General features: G+C 69.2%; 12 protein-coding genes and 1 riboswitch. Of the genes, 8 read left to right on the forward strand and 4 right to left on the reverse strand.

Annotated features, from left to right (window positions below; translation table 11 throughout):
* Window positions 1-492: 492 nt before the first annotated feature.
* The 4 genes from ACFHWU_RS02335 to ACFHWU_RS02350 all read left to right on the forward strand — a co-directional run bounded on the left by ACFHWU_RS02335 (window position 493) and on the right by ACFHWU_RS02350 (window position 8,447).
* The gene (locus ACFHWU_RS02335) at window positions 493-2,637 is read left to right on the forward strand and encodes a HelD family protein (protein WP_416589693.1); all 2,145 of its coding nucleotides are present in this window, start codon (window positions 493-495) and stop codon (window positions 2,635-2,637) included.
* A 45-nt stretch (window positions 2,638-2,682) separates the two neighbouring features.
* A complete protein-coding gene (locus ACFHWU_RS02340; protein WP_416556301.1) occupies window positions 2,683-3,591 on the forward strand; it encodes a cation diffusion facilitator family transporter in 909 nt (302 codons plus the stop codon).
* A gap of 168 nt (window positions 3,592-3,759) precedes the next feature.
* A riboswitch (cyclic di-AMP (ydaO/yuaA leader) is annotated at window positions 3,760-3,890 on the forward strand.
* Window positions 3,891-3,933: 43 nt separating this feature from the next.
* Window positions 3,934-5,079, forward strand: a complete 1,146-nt coding sequence (locus ACFHWU_RS02345) for a coiled-coil domain-containing protein (RefSeq protein WP_416589694.1) — start codon at window positions 3,934-3,936, stop codon at window positions 5,077-5,079.
* Between the two features lie 410 nt (window positions 5,080-5,489).
* A complete protein-coding gene (locus ACFHWU_RS02350; RefSeq protein WP_416567514.1) occupies window positions 5,490-8,447 on the forward strand; it encodes a glycosyl hydrolase in 2,958 nt (985 codons plus the stop codon).
* Window positions 8,448-8,608: 161 nt separating this feature from the next.
* Here ACFHWU_RS02350 and ACFHWU_RS02355 read toward each other — a convergent pair whose 3' ends face one another.
* A complete protein-coding gene (locus ACFHWU_RS02355; RefSeq protein ID WP_416567513.1) occupies window positions 8,609-9,487 on the reverse strand; it encodes a serine/threonine-protein kinase in 879 nt (292 codons plus the stop codon).
* Between the two features lie 112 nt (window positions 9,488-9,599).
* Window positions 9,600-9,959, reverse strand: a complete 360-nt coding sequence (locus ACFHWU_RS02360) for an STAS domain-containing protein (RefSeq protein WP_278170530.1) — start codon at window positions 9,957-9,959, stop codon at window positions 9,600-9,602.
* Window positions 9,960-10,389: 430 nt separating this feature from the next.
* Here ACFHWU_RS02360 and ACFHWU_RS02365 point away from each other — a divergent pair, with 430 nt between their 5' ends.
* The 3 genes from ACFHWU_RS02365 (at window position 10,390) to ACFHWU_RS02375 (ending at window position 12,375) form a co-directional block, all read left to right on the forward strand.
* Window positions 10,390-10,785, forward strand: a complete 396-nt coding sequence (locus ACFHWU_RS02365) for a hypothetical protein (RefSeq protein ID WP_416556298.1) — start codon at window positions 10,390-10,392, stop codon at window positions 10,783-10,785.
* Between the two features lie 601 nt (window positions 10,786-11,386).
* Window positions 11,387-11,806, forward strand: a complete 420-nt coding sequence (locus ACFHWU_RS02370; RefSeq protein WP_416589695.1) for a hypothetical protein — start codon at window positions 11,387-11,389, stop codon at window positions 11,804-11,806.
* Window positions 11,807-11,973: 167 nt separating this feature from the next.
* Entirely contained in the window at window positions 11,974-12,375 is a 402-nt protein-coding gene (locus ACFHWU_RS02375) for a hypothetical protein (RefSeq protein WP_416589696.1), read from the forward strand.
* 331 nt (window positions 12,376-12,706) lie between these two features.
* Here ACFHWU_RS02375 and ACFHWU_RS02380 read toward each other — a convergent pair whose 3' ends face one another.
* Both ACFHWU_RS02380 and ACFHWU_RS02385 read right to left on the reverse strand, forming a co-directional pair.
* On the reverse strand, window positions 12,707-14,032 hold the full coding sequence (locus ACFHWU_RS02380) for a hypothetical protein (protein ID WP_416589697.1): 1,326 nt from the start codon (window positions 14,030-14,032) through the stop codon (window positions 12,707-12,709).
* Between the two features lie 523 nt (window positions 14,033-14,555).
* Window positions 14,556-15,314, reverse strand: coding sequence for a S1 family peptidase (locus tag ACFHWU_RS02385; protein WP_416556293.1), 759 nt, complete (start codon window positions 15,312-15,314; stop codon window positions 14,556-14,558).
* 285 nt (window positions 15,315-15,599) lie between these two features.
* Here ACFHWU_RS02385 and ACFHWU_RS02390 point away from each other — a divergent pair.
* Window positions 15,600-18,388, forward strand: a 2,789-nt coding sequence (locus ACFHWU_RS02390; protein ID WP_416589698.1) for a DUF3376 domain-containing protein, incomplete at its 3' end; no start/stop codon positions are given.

Raw genomic sequence — 18,388 nt, forward strand, 5'->3', positions numbered from 1 at the left:
GCTACTGGCCGGTCGGGAAGGCAGTTGCGAGTCTTCTCACCGTGCTGGTTCCAGATCCGACCTACCGGGGTGCGTCCAAGTCGGGACCGCCAGCGACATCGGCGGCGGTGACGACGGTGGGCAGGCCTCAGAAGTTCAGCGTCCGGCTACCGGACGGAGCGGTGCTGCGCGGGCGGTCGAGCGGCCCGGGCGCTGCGGAACTGGCGCCCGGTCGCCCGGCTGGTCCGGCTCTACGAGGTGCCCGGAGCCGGCGTGCTGGCCAGGTGCGGCACCTGGCGACCCCATCCGGGCTCGGCAGGGCGGAGCGCGGTCGCCGGGTGCCCCGGGAGCCGGCACCGGGCTGGCGCGCGGACGGTAACGTCGTTAGGCTGCCGGGTCCGATCACGTGACGGGGTCACCACGCTCCGCCGTCGCTGCCCGGCGCCGTGACCGTCCGCCGACGGACCGGCCGCCCTGCCCCGGCCGGCCCGCCCTCGCCCAGGAGCCGCAGCGTTGACCGACGCCACCACGTTGGACCAAGAAATCGCCGCCGAGCAGTGGCACGTCGACCGGGTCTACGCCCGGTTGGCGCAGCTACGCCAGGACGCGGTACGCGCCGAGCGGGACGGCTACCGCCTCGCCCGGGTGGGCAACGTCGGCGCCCTGGTGGAGCGCGACGCGATGGTCTTCCACGCGGCCCGGCGGCGGCATCTGCTCGACGCCGAGCACGAAGGGCTGGTGTTCGGCCGGCTCGATCTACGCGACGGCGCGGTGTTGCACGTGGGTCGGCTCGGCGTGCGCGGCGAGCGGGCCGAGCCGCTGCTGATCGACTGGCGTGCCCCGGCCGCCGCCGCGTTCTACCAGGCGACGCCGGCCCGACCGCGGGGCGTGGTGCGGCGGCGCACCATCCAGTCCCGGGGCGAGCGGGTCACCGGCGTCTCCGACGATCTGCTCGATCCGGCGGCCGCGCCGGCCGGGATGCGGGTGGTCGGCGACGGCGCGCTGCTGGCCACCCTGGCCCAGGCCAAGGGACGTGGGATGCGCGACATCGTGGCCACCATCCAGCAGGAGCAGGACCAGGCGATCCGGTCGCCCGCCACCGGGGTGACGATCGTCTCGGGCGGCCCTGGCACCGGCAAGACCGCGGTCGCGCTGCACCGGGCGGCGTACCTGCTCTATTCGGACCGGAGCCGGTTCGCTGGCGGCGGCATCCTGGTCGTCGGCCCGACCGGTGTCTTCGTCGAGTACATCGCCGCGGTGCTGCCGGCCCTGGGCGAGGAGAGCGCCACCCTGAGGTCGTTGGGGTCGCTGCCACCGGGAGTGTCGGCGACCCGGACGGATCCAGCGGCGGTCGCCGTGCTGAAGGGGTCACTACGGATGCGGCGGGTACTGGAACGGGCGGTACGTGACGCGGTACCGGACGGGCCGACCGAGCTACGCCTGCTCTACCGGGGGCAGTTGCTGCGGCTGCGCGGCCCGGAGCTGGACGGCATCCGAGCCCGCGCGCTGCCCCGGGGCGCACGGCGCAACGAGGTCCGGCGGGCCGGTATCGACGGGTTGTTCGAGGCGTTGTGGGCGCAGGCCCGGCAGTTGGTGGCCCCGGCCCGGCTGCCCGGCCAGGCCGAGTTCGAGGACGAGTTGTCGGACCGGGACGATTTTCGGGACTTCCTGCGGGCCTGGTGGCCCCGGCTGCTGCCGCGACACGTGCTGGGCTGGCTGGCTCGGCCGGACCGGCTGCGTCGGTACGCGCGGGGAGTGCTCGACCCGGCCGAGATCACGGTGCTGGCCGATTCGTTCGGTGACCTGGCGGACAACGGGCTGACGATCGCGGACGTGGCGCTGCTGGACGAGTTGGACGAACTGCTCGGCCGGCCACCCCAGCCCCGCCGCCGGCACCGGGATCCGTTCCAGATGGCCGGCGGGGTGCGTGAGGTGACGACCTTCGCCGACCGGGACCGGGCGGCCCGTGCCGCCGCCCGGGAGCGGCCGGCCGACTACCGGGAGTACGCCCACGTGGTGGTCGACGAGGCACAGGACGTGTCGCCGATGCAGTGGCGGATGATCGGGCGCCGGGGCCGGCTCGCCTCCTGGACAGTGGTCGGAGATCCGGCGCAGACTGCGTGGACCGGAGATCCGGCCGAGCTCGCCCAGGCCCGGGACCGGGCGTTGGGGCGGCGGCCGCAGCGGGAGTTCCAGCTGACCACGAACTACCGCAACCCGGCGGAGATCTTCGAACTGGCCGCCGAGGTGATCCACGAGGTCGCTCCGGACGCCCCGTTGCCGACGGCGGTCCGATCGACCGGGGTGGCGCCGCGCCGGGACCGGGTAGCTGCGGCGGTGCTGCCGGCTGCCGTCCGTACCGCGACCGCCGAGATGCTGGCCGCCGTGGAGGGGACGGTCGGCGTCATCGCCGCGGTGGCCCGGCGGGACGAGGTCGCCGGCTGGCTCGGCGAGCTGACGACCTCCCGGCTACAGGTGGTGTCGAGCCTGCAGGCGAAGGGCATGGAGTACGACGCGGTGGTGCTGGTGGCCGGCGAGGAGATCCGTGCCGAGTCCGAGGCCGGGGTGCGCACGCTCTACGTCGCGCTCTCCCGGGCGACGCAGCGGCTGGTCACCATCGACCTCGACCCGGAGTCGACTGCACATATTGCTATGTGAGCATTAGTCTACTGACGAGACGCCGGGCAACGGAGGGTGGCAGGCGTGGGAGTCGGACACGATCACAGCGCCGGGAGCACCGGCCAGCGACACTACGGGCGTCTCTGGGCCGCCTTCGCCCTGCTGGCGGGCTTCATGGTCGTCGAGGCGGTCACCGCGCTGGCCACCGGCTCCCTGGCGCTGCTGTCCGACGCCGGGCACATGTTCACCGACGTGCTCGGCATCGGCATGGCGCTCGCGGCGATAGCCGCGACTCGGCGACCGACCGGGGAGCCGCAGCGAACCTTCGGCCTCTACCGCCTCGAGGTGCTGGCCGCGCTGGCGAACGCCGTACTGCTCGCCGGGGTCGCGCTCTACGTCCTGGTGGAGGCGGCCCGCCGGTTCGCCGATCCAGAGCCGGTGACGGTCGGCCCGATGCTGATGGTGGCGGTCGCCGGACTGCTCGCCAACATCGTCGCCTTCGCCCTGCTGCGCCAGGGGGCCGGGGAGAGCCTCAACGTACGGGGCGCCTACCTGGAGGTACTCGGCGACCTGCTCGGCTCGGTGGGGGTGCTGGTGGCCGCCACGGTGATCGCCACCACCGGCTGGTGGTACGCCGACCCGCTGGTCGCCGTCGGTGTCGGGGTGTTCATCCTGCCGCGCACCTGGCGGCTGGCCCGGGCCGCGCTGCGCATCCTGGTGCAGGCGGCGCCGGAGCATGTGGAGGTCGCCCGGGTCCACCGCCGGCTGGCCATCGTGCCGGGCGTCTGCGACGTGCACGACCTCCACGTCTGGACGCTCACCCCGGGCATGGAGGTGGCCTCGGCACACCTGGCCGTGACCCCGTCGGCCGATATCGGCACGGTGCTGCGGGACGCCCGGACGGCCCTGCACGACGAGTTCGGTATCGAGCACGCGACGCTGCAGATCGAGCCGCTGGCCCCCGCCGACTCCTGCGGACCGGCCGACTGGTGATTAGCAGATGCTTAAGTTTCGTGACCTTACCGCGACGGTCACAGCCACGATATACGTATATTCCTGATTTTTCCAGACATAACATGGCTATCGATACCGGGACGACGACCCGGGGAGCCGGTAGTCTCGGCCCCGGTCTCCGCTCGGGCGGCGCCCCTCCGGCGCCCGCGGAGGCCGTCGCCTAATCGCCGTACGGCGAGCCGGGGAACCACGTACCTGGGGTGCATCCGCGTCACGCGGTAGGGATCTTCCGTCCCGAACCCGTCAGCTAACCCGGTCGGCGGCTGACGGAAGGAATGCACAGTGTCGCGCACAGTCCACAGAAAAACCCGATTCACGTTATTGGCGGCGTTGACCGCCGCCCTGATGGCCGTCACCGGCACCCCGACCGGCTCGCCGGCCGGAGCCGCCCTGCCCGCCAACCGGCCCGACCGGGTCGACAGCGAGGGAGGCACCGACAGCCTGCGCAAGGAGCTCGATGCGGCCTCGAAGGGCTGGATCGACGCCAAGGCGGCGCTCAACCATTCGAAGGACCGGCAGAAGAAGCTGTCCGAGCAGCTCGACACGGTCGGTGCTGAACTGGAGCAACGGAACAGGAACGTCGGGCACATCGTCGACCGCGCGTACCGCAACGGCCGGCTCGGCCCGGTCTCCGCGCTACTCAACAGCACCTCGCCGGAAGGGTTCATCGACCGGGCGGCGGCGCTGAGCGCGGTGACCGCCAACGAGGAGAAGCAGCTCCGCGAGCTGTACCGTACCCGTGACCAGGTGACCAGGTCCAAGGCCGCGATCGAGCATGAGATCCGGGAGCAGCAGAAGCAGGTCACCATCATGGACCAGCGCCGGAACCAGGCGGAGCGGGCACTGGCCGTCGCGGTCGCCGCCGAGAAGCAGGCGGAGGAACAGGCGAGGCAGCAGGCGGCGGAGGAGGCCGAACGGGCGGCCGCCGCCAGCGGTTCCTCCGGCTCCGGGTCGTCGGGATCCGGGTCGTCGGGATCCGGTTCCTCCGGCTCCGGGTCGTCGGGATCCGGGTCGTCGGGATCCGGGTCGTCCAACGCGTCGGCGACCCCGGCTCCGCGCAACGCGAACGGTTCCTGGCCGGCCGAGTCGTGCAACGTCGACGACCCCACCACCTCCGGCTGCATCACGCCCCGTACGCTGCACGCCCTGAACCAGGCGAAGGCTGCCGGCTTCACCCGCTACGTGTCCTGCTTCCGCAACGGCAGCTCCGGCGAGCACCCCAAGGGCCGGGCGTGTGACTTCGCCGCCCAGCCCAACGGCTTCGGTGGAGTGGCGACCGGCGGTGACAAGAGCTACGGCGACAACCTCGCGAACTACTACATCAACAACGCCGACCGGCTCGGTGTGCTCTACGTGATCTGGTACAAGCGGATCTGGCTGCCCAGCAGCGGCTGGAAGACGTACAGCGGTGCGGGTGGCGACCCGTCCAGCGACCACACCAACCACGTGCACCTGTCGGTGTACTGACGTCGCGCGCATGGGGGCGGACGGCCACGTCGGCGGCCGACCGCCCCCATTTTCTATCCGCGACGGAATCAGCATACGGAGTTATTTGCGCAGCATCGGCAGACCGATCGGCATAACGACCGACGGCCACCGGCAACTATGCGAGAGCGCTCTACCACCACGCAGTCACACCCGGCTCACGCTGGGCACATTGCAGCTCGCGCGACTGAGAGAGCGCTCTCACAGTTAGATATATAGCAGCAGCGGTACGGCTGTCAACAGACCGCGACGACCCCGTGCCGGATGCACGAAACTTCATGTCGGGATATTGACAGAAGCCCGCATGTCTGGTGACCTCCTGGCAATAACTCATTAATGGTCGTGAAATTTTTCGCGATCGTGGACCGCGCCCTACCCAACCCGGAGGCACCATGAACCTGTCGATCCGTGGCGCGCGAACAGGTCGTACGCCGCGCCGGATCCTGGCAGCCACCACCGTGACGGCGCTGGCCGCCACCGGACTGATCTTCGGCGTACTGCGCACCGCCGACGCCGCCATCGTCGGCGCCGGCAGCTACACCACCACCCGTCCGGCGGGCGCGGCCGCCCCGACCGCCTGCGGCAGCATCTCCGCCAACCCCCGGCAGTACGTCACGGGCAGCGCCCCGGCTGGCGCGGTGCCGACCAACGACTGGTGGTCGTCGCTGTTGTTCAAGCGGTACAACTGTGCCTACTCCGACCCGCTGCACGCCCACCCGATGTCGTTCCAGCCGACCGCTGGCGGGCTCGGCGTCTCCTACACCACCGAGGCGGCGATCTCCGGCACGTCGACCGGCGTCGGCGAATACCACTACCCGTACACCCGGGAGTTCACCCTCGGCGTCGCCGGACTCAACGCCCCGGACGTCAAGGTCGACGGCTGGACCGACTGGACGGTCAGCCCGTACTGGTCCGACGGCACCCGTACCCTGCGCGCGACCGTCGGCCACGGCCTGCCGTTCGTATACGCCCAGGTCACCGGCGGCAACGCCGAGCTATCGTTCCCCGGCACCCCGACGGTCTGGCACCACAGCGGCACCCGGGTCGGCTTCTCCATGCGCGGCCACGACTACGTCGCCTACGCCCCCAGCGGAGCGACCTGGTCCGTCAACGGGACCACCATCAGCTCCACCCTCGCCGGCCGCAGCTACTTCTCCGTCGCGCTGCTGCCGACCGGCGCCGGCACCAGCGCCGCCCGGCGCACCGCGCTGATGGACAGCTACGGTCGGTACGCCCACGCCCACGTCACCGGCACCCGGGTCAGCTGGAGTTACGACCAGGCCGGCAGCACTGTCGACGCCACCTACAGCTTCACCACCACGGCCCGGGAGGGCTCCGCCACCGGCACGGTCGTCTCCCTCTACCCCCACCAGTGGAAGCACCTCGACGGCGGCAGCCCGATCGCCGAGACCTACGTGTCGGCCCGCGGCCCGATGCGCAACCTGGTCGGTGCGACGTCGTTCCGGACCGCGATGCGCTTCCACGGCGTACTGCCGGAGGTGCCGGCGGTGGCCACCAGCGTCGGGGCCGACCTCGCCACGCTCACCGCACACCTGGACCAGGCCGCGTCCGGCGACCCGCTCGCCGGCTTCGACAACGACACCTACTGGACCGGCAAGGCGCTCGGCCGGGCCGCCCGGCTGGCGGAGATCGCCGATCAGCTCGGCCGCACCGCCCAACGCGACCATCTGCTCACCGCCATCCGAAACCGGCTGACCGACTGGTTCACCGTCAGTCCAGGCAAGACGCAACGGGTGTTCTTTTACGACCAGGCGTGGGGCACCCTGGTCGGCTACCCCGCCTCGTACGGCTCCGACACCGACCTCAACGACCACCACTTCCACTACGGCTACTACATCGCCGCCGCCGCGACGCTGGCCAAGTTCGACCCCACCTGGGCGTCGACCAGCCAGTACGGCGGCATGGTCGACCTGCTGATCCGCGACGCCAACAGCTGGGACCGCAACGACCCGATGTTCCCGTTCCTGCGCGACTTCGACATCTACGCCGGCCACGACTGGGCCGCCGGGCACGGAGCGTTTTTCGCCGGCAACAACCAGGAGTCGTCCTCGGAGGGGATGAACTTCGCCAACGCCCTGATCCAGTGGGGACTGGCGACCGGCAACACCGCGATCCGCGACGCCGGGCTGTACATCTACACCACCCAGTCGGCGGCCATCCAGGAATACTGGTTCGACTCCTCGGACACCAACTTCCCGGCCTCCTTCGGCCACCGGTCGGTCGGGATGGTCTGGGGCGACGGCGGAGCGTACGCCACCTGGTTCAGCGCCGAGCCGGAGATGATCCAGGGCATCAACATGTTGCCGGTCACCGGCGGCTCGCTCTATCTCGGCTACCGGCCGGACTACATCGCCACCAACAGAAACGCGCTGGTCACCAACAACGGCGGCCCGCCGACGGTCTGGCAGGACATCCTCTGGTCGTTCCAGGCGCTGGGCGACGCCAACGGCGCCCTGACCGACCTGCGGGCGAACCCCAACTACCCGGTCGAAGAGGGCGAGAGCCGGGCGCACACCTTCCACTGGGTACGCAACCTGGCAGCGTTGGGCCGGGTCGACACCGGCGTCACCGCGAACACTGCCCTGTACGCGGTGTTCAACCGCAACGGTGCCCGCACCTATGTGGCGAGCAACATCAGCGCATCGCCGGTCACGGTCACCTTCTCCGACGGCACCCGGATGACCGTACCGGCCGGCCGGACCGCCACCACCGGGGCGCATACCTGGAGCGGCGGCAACGCTACCGGTGCCCCGACCACCCCGAACCCGTCACCGAGCCTGTCCCCCACGCCGCCGACCTCGCCCACGCCGGATCCGACCACCCCGCCGGTCACCTCGGACCTGTTCCATCTGCGGTCCGCCGGGGTGCTGAGCAACACCGCCGGAACGAACGCGACGACGGTCACGGTGCCGTCGGCCGGCGGGGCGAACCACGACGGTACGCCGCACAGTCCGGTCACCTTCCGGGCCTGCGGGTTGACCGGTGCGTACCGGTCGGTGGCCAGCACGTTCGACCTCCAGGTGGACGCAGGCACCTCGGTCGGTGCGGGCATCCAGGCCCGGGTGTCGTACGACTTCACCGGCTCCGGCAGCTACGGCCGTACGGAGACCTACCATTACTTCGCCACCGACCCGGTGCCCGGCACGGAGTCCTACCGGCAGGGCGCCGGACTGAAATCCGCCTCGGGTGAGTTCCGGGCGATGAGCAACGGGTGCGTCCGGCTGGAGTTGTGGAATGCGATCGGCAACGCACCGACCACGGTTCGGGTTGACGTGGCGAACGCCGACGCCGGTCCGTCGACCCTGCGGGTGCCGTTCCGGATCGGCTGATCCGACCAGCACCTCCGACCGGTGCCGAAGGAGGAACCCTTTCCCGACGCGGGGCGCCGGGAAAGGGTCCTCGCCGTTGACGATGCCGGACGTGCCGCGACGGCGGAGCCACTTCCCGGACATCTGCTACATATTGCACAATCCCCCAGCATGACCGATAATTACCAGATCCAGGGCAGAACGTCGTGACTCGCCCTGGCGACGCCGCTGCCGCTATCTGGGCCGACGCCGCTGTCGCTGTCGCCGAGCAGGTCCCAGAGCGCGAACGCCGCCTCGACGCTGGTCGGTCGGTTCTCCGGACGCTTGCTCATGCAGGCCCGGCAGAGATCGGCCACGGGACGCGGCAACCCGGCGACCGCCAGCACCGGAGTGGGAGCCAGGGCCCCTGTCCGCACACCGGTCACCGGCGACCCCGGGCTGACCCCCGGGTACGGCAACCGCCCGGTCAGCATGTGGTAGAGCAAGACGCCGAGGGAGTAGACGTCGTCGCCCGGTCGACCGGAGCCAGCCACCGTGCCGGCCGACCGGCCGGCCACCGGCGGGCCCGCCAACCGAGCCAGCCCGAAGTCGATGATCTTAGCGCCGGACCGGGTCAACATCACGTTGCCGGCGGTGAGATCCCGGTGCACCACGCCCCGCCGGTGGGCCACTGCCAGGACGTCTGCGGCGGTGCCCGCCGTGCGCACTGCGGTCGGCCACGGCAACGGACCGCCGGTCAGCCGGTCAGCCAGCGACTCGCCGCAGATCAGCTCCATGACGACATACGACGACGTGCCGCCCCCGGGTAGCGGCAGTTCGCCGACGTCGTAGACGCGGGGCACACTTGGATGCCGCAACCGCTGGGTGATCGACGCCTCCCGGCGGATGTCGTCCCTGGCCCGTCGGTCGTCGGCGGCGGCCGGTGCCAGCAACTTGATCGCGAACGGTCGGGCCGAGTGGACGTCGATCGCCTGGTAGACGACCGATACCCCACCCCGACCGATCGGACGAAGAAGGACATAGCGCCGGAGAATGGTGGTACCCACCAGCAACCATGTCACGATGGACCATTTTCCGGCAGGACAGCGCTACCGACAAGATCTACCGCCGGGTGTTAACACGGCCCTAATCAGCCGTTCGAGCTGCGGCCGGACGCCACCGACCGCCGCGAGTTCAGGAGAGCGGCACCTCGCGCTCAGCGCTGTCGCCGACATACGGCTCAGGCGCGCCGAACAGGCCGAGCAGCCCGGTCACCCACAACTGACGGTGCACGAACCGACTCGGCTCGGTCACCACCAGCTTGATGCCGCTCACCTCGGCCGCCTGAAAGCCGGCGACCATTGCGCTGATGCCCACCGAGTCGATAAACGTCACCAGCCGCATGTTCAGCTGGATCCGGGTCGGACGGCCGTTGGTCAGCACCGCCTGCACCGCTTCACGCACCTCATGCGCGGTATCCACGTCGATCTCACCCTGTGGTGAAATCTCGACCACTGCGCCAGGCAGGGTCGATGTGACAACCGACAGGCTCACGCGAGCACCTCCACTCGCCCATCCGGGCGTCTCGTCAGTACGCGGGCCGCGACCGAGAGTATTCCGGTACGGGCGTCGCCGCCAGCTTCCGCCGGGCCGGATCCGCATCCGACGGGCACAATAATCGCTAACAATCAGACATCCCGCATCATAGCCCCCTGCGCGCTGAGCTACGGCACGGACACCAGGCACGATCCGTAGAGGCTTGGAGCGCCTGAGTGCTCACCACGAACCTCTGGTGCCCCACCGGCCTCCGGCTCCGAGCCGGCTGTCGTCCCAACAGTAGCGGCCCGATACGACAGAAGACAGCCGTAACGGCGCGCCGACGAGGGGGTTTGCCGCCGACCAGGGCTGGGCACGTGGAGGCAACCGCAGCGCGCCACGGCCGCCGGGCGCTACCGGCATCCGTGGCGCTGGAGGAGGTAGCAGCATGTTCGCGACCAATCTGATGGAGCGCCGCCGCAAGCCGCAACGCGTCACCGACCAGGCCTGGGCGCATCTGGTCTCGGCGGTCGACTCCGCCGGCGACGCCGCTCGCCTGGCCCGCCGGCACACCTCGAGCCTCGCCACCGAGACCGGATCGCGGATGGGCCCGGCCAGCGCGGAGGCACGGCACCGGGCGCGAGCTGCCGTCGACGCGCTCGCTGGCCGTCGTCTGGCCATGCCGTGGGCGTGGCTCGCCGGTGCGGCGGCGGCCGGGGTGGCCCTCGGCTGGCTGGCCGGGGCGATGACCCGGTCGGTGCTCCGGCCCGGCGAGCGGTTTGACGAGGCGCGAATCGAGTTCGTCGACGTGGACGAGCCGACCGGCAGCGCCCCGCGAGGGTGATCGGCCCCGACCGCAGCATGACCGCTGGGGGCGGCGTCGACCGAGGTCGACGCCGCCCCCCCAGGTCATGGACCCGCCACCTGGCTCAGGCCGCGACGCAGCTCACCCCCACCGGTACTCCGTCGCTGGCTGCCTGGTCGGCCAGGGAAACCAGCGTGGCCCTCTCTTTGGGACCGAGGTCGGCGTTCACCAGACGTCGCGGACCGTCACGTCGCCGCCGGTCTGGGTATGCTGGCCCCGGCTGGGTGTTGGTCACCCGGACCTCTCCTTGCAACCCGCTTTGCCAGGAGCCGACGACCTGGTAGACCGCCGTGCAACCGCCCGGCGGCGGTTGGCCGGACCGAATACGGGGCCGCCGGTCGGGGGCGATCCGCCGGTCGGTGACGGCGGACACCGAGCCGGTCCACCACGCGGATGCCGCAGCCGTTGGTGCCGAGGTGCACCCGGGAATCATCGGTGATCGCCTCGCTCATCTTGCCGTACTGATGCTGATCGTCGTTGATCCTCGCCCAGCCGCCGCCCGGTGTCGTCGAAGCGGAACATTCGGGGGCCGGCGCCGCCGCGCGGCGGCGATCGCGATCATGCTGGGTAGGGTGGGCGGGTGGACGACTGGGCGCGGCGGCGCCGGCAGGCGATCGCCGCACACGAGGTCGCGCAGCGACAGCTGCAGGCGGCGGAGGCCGACGAGGCAGCCGCGCTGCTAGCCAGGTTCGTGGCCGAGGCTGCCCGCCGAGGCTTCGCACCGGTGCCGCTGACCGCCCGCCCGTACCGAGGCTGGGGCCGGTGTCGGACCGGTCTGCATGGCTGGTATCTGAAGGCAGACCGATCGCTGGCGGTCGGCACGGATCACAATCTCTACCTGCTGTCGGTGCCGCCGAGCCTGCGCGCCCGGCTCGTTGGCGTCCGGCTCGCCCCGGCGCGACCCCGGCTGGTCATCGGTGCCGGCGGTCGAGACGGCGAGTCGATCCCACTGGCCACACTGCTTGACCGGCGCCTCGCCCACGACACGACGCGACGTTGAACCGAACCTGGTCAGGCTGTCCTTGATTGGTCAGCCACGGCCATAGTCACGCTGAGTGATGGGACATACACTTTGGGTCATATCAGCTCGTCAAGGGCCCTGCGGGCGGTATCAGATCCCTCCACAGGTCGTGTCTCACGACCCACACCAGGCAAGGAGATTCCCTCATGTCAACCGGTGAAAAAGACTGGCCCAACGGCCAGCCGCTACCGTCCGAGGCCGAGCGCGAAGAGGCTCAACTCGCCTCCGTGCCGGCCACCATCGCCGGCATGCCGCCGACCGCGCAGGTCTACTTCGCGGTGGTCTCCTCTACCGGAGCGCTGCAGCGCGGCTTCGGCGTCGTGTCCGCGCTCCGGCTCGCGGCCGGCAGCTACCAGGTCATCTTCAGCCACGACGTGACCGGGTCGGCCGCTGTCGGCAGCGTCGGGTTCCACGACACCACGGTGCCGGCCCCGGGTGAGGTCGCTGTGTCGTCCCGGCTGGGGGTGCCGAACGCCGTCCTCGTCCGCACCTACGCCAGCAACGGAAATCTGGCCGATCAGGGCTTCCACCTGGCGGTATTCTCCTGATTCGTTGTCTCGGAGCCACCGAAGCACCGCCACGAGGGGCACGGACAAATCGGTCCGTGCCCCTCCCGGCGGGGTGCAGTCACAGCGAACTTTCACCACATAGAACGAACAAAGCATACTGGTGTGACACCGCCATCTCCCAGAAAAGCCACGAGCGGTCCTCTGACGTTCAGCCGATGACGCCGCTCCACGAAGACACCGGGAAGATGCCCAGCTCGACCGGCAGTAAAGCGCTGCGCAACAACACGCAGGAGATTGACCGGCAAAGATGCAGGGCACGGACCTCGTCGGTCAGTGCCCTGCATCTGGGGAAGGTGAAGGTTCAGGAGGGTCAGTTCACGGTGATCCGGACCGAGTCGAAGGCCGGAGTCTGGTTGGCCCGCTCCGACATCGGCAGCCGGTGCGAACCGTCACCGGCCCAGACCGAGCACTGCGCGGTACCGGACTGCGGCATGCCTGAAACCTGAATGGTGATCTGGTCCGGCTCACGACCACCACCGCCATCCTCGGTCGCCACGAAGAACTCCGGTGCCGGAGCCGGGTCTGGCGCGACCTCAGTCGACTGCAGCATCCGGCACGCGGTGTGGAAGTGACCACGGGTTAGGCCCTGCTCGTCAAGCAGCGAGCTCTCGACGTAGTAGCCACCCTGAGCCGCCGGGAGGAAGCGGTCCCGAACCAGGTTACGGGTGCTGACCTGGATGGTGAACGGCTCTTCCACGCCAACCTCGTCCGGGAACTCGGTGATCAGCAGCGACGGGTTGTTGGCTGCCGCGCCAACCTCACCGAACTGCGTGTCGATACACCGGTTGCCGACCTGGAAACCGTCGTGGTCGTCCAAGTTACTGTCGTCACAGCTGTTGGCCAGGATTTCCAGCCCGTCGTTGCCGCCATCGTCGCCGTTGTCCCCGCCACCGTCGTTGTTGCCGTCGTCGTCGCCGTTGTCCCCAACGCCGTCGTTGTTGTCGCCGTCGTCGCCGTTGTCCCCGCCACCGTCGTTGTTGCCGTCGTCGTCGCCGTTGTCCCCGCCACCGTCGTTGTTGCCGGGACGGTTGACGAGCTCGCAGGTGGCCAGTTCGTCGAGCCCACGCGGCTGCGGCGCGACCCGGCCGATGGCGATCGCGATCCGGTCCATGGTGGCGACCCGCTTACTGGCCAGCGGGCCGAGGATAGCGTTGTTGATGAAGTTCGGCCCGCCCTCGCCGACGCTGTCGGCGAGCCGGTTGTTGGCCTCTTCGATCTGCTCTTCCAGCAGGCCGAGGTTGCGCTCCACCTCGGTGCGCGCCGCAGCGGGGACCTCCGGCAGTTTGTCCGCCACGGACGGACACTCGATGGTCGGAGCCGCGACAAGGGTGGTGCCGCTCTCGCACTCCTCGAGGGTGGTCTGTCCGTCACCCCAGTGGTGCCGTACCTCGCGACCGTTCTCCCGAGTCACGGTGGTGGTCACGCCGCCTTCAGCCGTCGAACCAGGGCTCGGGGCGACACACTCCGTGGCGGTACGCAGCTGGTCGTTGGCAGAGGAGACCTGGGTGACCGCGACGATTCCCGCGAACACCGCGACCGTGCCGAGGACAGCGATGATGCGTTTGTTGCGGCCACTGACAGTGCGCTGGTTTCGGCCACGCGGGGTCGAACTGCGCCGTTGTGCCGACCTGTACATGGGGGTTACCTACTCCTTCTCGTCGAGGGCGGCGCGGTTGACAGGCGTCGTCCAGTGGGGCAGCCGTGTTCTGCTAGCTGGTCAAACGGGTGCCATCAAACGCCCACTTCCATTACCGGAACGAGTTCGCACCACGTTTACGAGAAGCCACGCTAAAAGCGGGTTATCCGAGCTGTCAAGCAGCCCGATCCTGCATCCAGGGAGTCTCACGGTTAGTGAAAAATTGGCAGGCGTCCCTCAACCCGCCGACATCATACTTTCGGTCAATGGGCCGGGTTCAACCTCGGCTGAAAAATCTTGCCTCGGCAGCTCAGAGCCGCGTGACGGACACCGACCGCATTCACCTCGTTCGACCAACAAGGCGACCCACGTACCGCAAGCTACCGCCTGGAAACTCAGCGGAATCGCTACGAGTCGAACCGATACCGCAGTGAGATATTCCACCCGCCGGGTGATCGCAGGGGTGCGCCGCACCGGCGGACCGGCGCGGCGCACGGAAAGTTGGGGTTCAGGCTGGTGCGGGTCAGGCAGGCAGGCCACCCACCTGGGTGTCGATCCAGGAGCGGATCGACGGCAGGTCGCCGTAGATCGACGGGCCGGTGGCACAGGTGGAGTTGTTGTTACCGGCGCGGCTGGTGGCGCCGATCAGGTACCACCGCCCGGAGACCCTCCGAACCTGCGGACCACCGGAGTCCCCGTAGCAGGCACCGGCGTTGCCGTTGGTGTTGTTGGTACAGATCTCGTACGCGCTGTCGATACGGCGACACCGACTGTCCGCGACGATCGAGGTGTCCAGCTCGTGGGCGACGGTCGGGGCCGAGCCACAGCCACGCGGAGCACAGGTCTGGCCCCAGCCGATGATCCGGGTGGCGGTGCCGACCGCACCGGAGGTGGTCGGGATCGGTGCCGGAGCGTAGGTCACCGAGCTGGCCAGCTGCATCAACTTGACGTCGATCCGCGGATGATTGACCGCGCGGGTCACCCGGACCACCGTGCCGCCGCTGGTCCGGTTGACGCTGCCCACCCGCACCGAGGCCGGAGTCGGGCAGTGCCGGGCGGTGACCACCCAGTTCGACTTGATTAGTGAACCGGTGCAGCCGGAGGTGTAGACCATGAACGGGTAGTTTTCGGTGGCCGGACGGCCGTTCACCACCAGGGTGCCGATCTCGTCGGCGGTGCTGGACGGCGGTGCGGCCTGCGCCGTGGTGGCCGGCATCGCGAGGCTGGCGGCGGCGAGCCCGGTGGCCAGCAGCAGCCGGGACAGGAGCGGGAGTGCCTTCATCGTGCGTGTCCTCATCGTCAGGGGGTACGCGCCGACCGATGGCGGCGCGGAGACAAACAGGTTGTTCGGCCTTGTCGGACAGGCGTTGCTAGGTACCCGATGCGAACTCTATCGACAAACGGCGATATTTCAATGCGTCTGGGGATACCGGTCCTGCCCTACCACCGGGTGATGGGGCGCCGGACGCCGCATGTCACAGGATGAGGTCGCCTGGGATCGGCCCGGCACGCCCGCGGCCCGTGCGACCATGCGAATGCCTCCCGGTGCTGCCGAGCGGAGGTGAACATGTCGGAGGATCGAGATCCCCTACCGGAGGAGAACGCTCTACCCAACCGCCGTGAGCTGCGGATCGCCCTGGCCATGCGCGGCGGTGTCAGCCTGGCTGTTTGGATCGGTGGGGCGGTCGCGGAACTGGATGTGCTGCGCCGGACCACACCCGGCCCGCAGGGCACCGCGACCCTGCGGCGGGGGAAGTCCCCGGAACGCCCCGCCCAGCAGCAGCGGGCCGAAATCTACGCCAGCATGCTCCGGCTCGCCCGCTACGACGAGGTCAAAATCGACGTACTCGCCGGTGCCAGTGCCGGTGGTCTCAACGCCGTCGTCTACGGCGTGGCTCAGTGCGTCGGCTCGACCGTCGACGCGGTCCGCAACCTCTGGCTCGACGACGCCGACCTGTGGCAGATGATGCGGCAACCCCGCCCGGTCGGTCGGGTACCGTCGCTGCTGGCCGGCGACAAGTATCTCTACCACCGCATCTGCCGGGCGCTCTACCGGCTGCGCGACCGGGGTCACGCCGCACTCGCCACCGACGACATGACCGTCGACCTGTCCGCCACCCTGCTGGCCCAGGACCAGAACCAGGAACGCAGCCTGGCCGAAGGACAGGCCCAGTTCCACTTCACCCGCCGCGACGCTCCGCTCGACACCGGGATCACCGACTTTCCCGGACCCGCCGACCGGCCGGACGCCACCGACCATCCGTGTGACGATCCGCCGCACCCGGTCAAGTACCGGCTGGATCGACTCGCTCTTGCCGCCCGCGCCACATCGTCGTTCCCCGGGGCGTTCGAGCCCGCGTCGATCCACGCCGTCGCCGGTCACCACAACAGGTTGGAGTACGGCGCCGGCACGGACCGGACCTCGGTGCCGGAGATGTCGATGGTCTTCTCCGGACTGCGGCCGCGGAGGACCAGTCTGTACATCGGGTCCGAACCGTACTACGTGGTCGACGGAGGGATCTTCGACAACATTCCGATCCGGCGGGCGCTGCTGGCGATCTGCCGGACCGCAGCCGTCTCCCCCACCGACCGACGGTTGATCTACCTGGACCCGGATCCGTCACCGTCGGCTCGTAGCTCCCCGACTCAGCCGGACAGCAAGGGTGCCCTGCACTGGCTCCGGGTGCTGCTGCGGGCGATCGCGTTGAAACAACGCACCGAGACCGAGGAGGGCGAGCTCGGGCACATTCGCAGCACCAACGACATCGGCCTCGCCGCCCAGATCCGGCAGCACCTCATCACCCAGCAGATCATGCTCACCAGAGCGCGCCGCCGGCCCCTGGGCAGCTGGCGACCACCGGCCTGTGAGTGCCGGACCTGCCGCCGAACGCTGATCAGCGACCGAGTCGTCAGACGTGATAGCGATCCGCCACCACCGCTACCGGATCATTATCGTGACTATCGACACTCCGTCGACGCCCAGAAGCTCGCCGAGATTCTCACGAAGCCGGCGGAGTACTCCATCGGCCGACCGGCACTGTCCGGGCCGTATCAGGTTCTCGGCGAGTACGAGGCGCTGAACATCCAGGCACAACTCGACGACATCTACCACCAGGGAACGGGGAACGACGAGGAGGAGTTCCAAGACATCGAAGCGGCCTACAGCGCCACCACCATGCTGATCTCCTGGATCCGTGCACTCGAGGAGAAGAATCGCAACTCCGATTACCACGACGACCAGGCAGCGGGCGACGAGGCAGCCAAACGCCTACGGAAGGTCAAGGGCAAACTTTACCGGCTGCTGGCGCTGGCCGACCACATCCGGGACCTGGCCGGCGCCGAACTGCTTCGGGACTTCCAGGGATCGGGCGGCGCGCTGGAGAACCCGGACCTGCTGACCGCCACCCGACGCGCCCGCGCCCTGCAGCACGGGCTGCCAGGTCTCCCCGACAAACTCCGCCAAGCGATAGCCGACGGGCAATGCGACGATCAACAGTTCAACCGCATGCTGTTCGAACAGTACCCGGCGAAGTACATGGCCAGGGAAGTCGACATGTCAAGCCCTGGGAGGACCGCGCTGCACGAAATCTGGACGCTGGCCGAGGACCTTAAAGTAGAGTTGCTGGAGATTGGCCAACCGATCGCCAGGCGAAAACTGCGCAGCGACGACGACCTGTGTCCAAAGGACCGGCGAGCCTGGTGCGACTCGGCATTCAAGGACGTCCACGGGTCATCACTGCGCAAATTGAGCATCAAGAAGCTGCACACCATCTTCGCGGTAGCCGGCGGCGTGCCGGGAGTTCAACCCGTCGTCCATTACCACAAGATCACCGGCAACCAGGAGAGCCCGCTGCAGCAGAAGTTCCGCAACATCGACTGCAGCGAACGGCGCAAGCGCCTGACCGAGCGGCTGCGCACCGGCCGACTCGAGCCAGCCGATCCGGTAATCAACTCCCGTGCCAAGCTGGCCGGTACCACGCTGCACAACTTTGGATCCTTCCTCCGCCGGTCGTGGCGGGCCAACGACTGGGCCTGGGGCCGGCTGGACGCCACTGCCGGCATCACCGACATGATCGTCGACGGGCTTTGCGGTTGCTGCGACGACAACGAGCTCAACCGCGTCTGGCAGCGATGGGTCCAAGAACCCGTCCCCGGTGTGTCGGGACGGGAATGGCGACGGATCCTCACCGGCAGCAACGGTGACCTACCGCCCGCGCCTACCAGAATGAGCCGCTTGCAGCCTGACCAGCGGGAGTGTCTCAAGCGCGCGCTGAAGAGCTGGCTGCAATATCAGGTGTCCCGCACCGGGTTTGATGGAGACATCGAAACCTGGGAGGAACACCAGCGATGCCCGCA

It is taken from the genome of Micromonospora sp. LOL_015, assembly GCF_048060275.1.
In the GTDB taxonomy this organism is placed as follows: domain Bacteria; phylum Actinomycetota; class Actinomycetes; order Mycobacteriales; family Micromonosporaceae; genus Micromonospora_E.

Excerpts from the sequence above, each read along its gene's own strand:
- ACFHWU_RS02350 (WP_416567514.1), top strand. The coding sequence starts at position 5,490 with ATGAACCTGTCGATCCGTGGCGCGCGAACAGGTCGTACGCCGCGCCGG.
- ACFHWU_RS02375 (WP_416589696.1), top strand. The coding sequence starts at position 11,974 with ATGTCAACCGGTGAAAAAGACTGGCCCAACGGCCAGCCGCTACCGTCC.
- ACFHWU_RS02365 (WP_416556298.1), top strand. The coding sequence starts at position 10,390 with ATGTTCGCGACCAATCTGATGGAGCGCCGCCGCAAGCCGCAACGCGTC.
- ACFHWU_RS02385 (WP_416556293.1), bottom strand. The coding sequence starts at position 15,314 with ATGAAGGCACTCCCGCTCCTGTCCCGGCTGCTGCTGGCCACCGGGCTC.
- ACFHWU_RS02380 (WP_416589697.1), bottom strand. The coding sequence starts at position 14,032 with ATGTACAGGTCGGCACAACGGCGCAGTTCGACCCCGCGTGGCCGAAAC.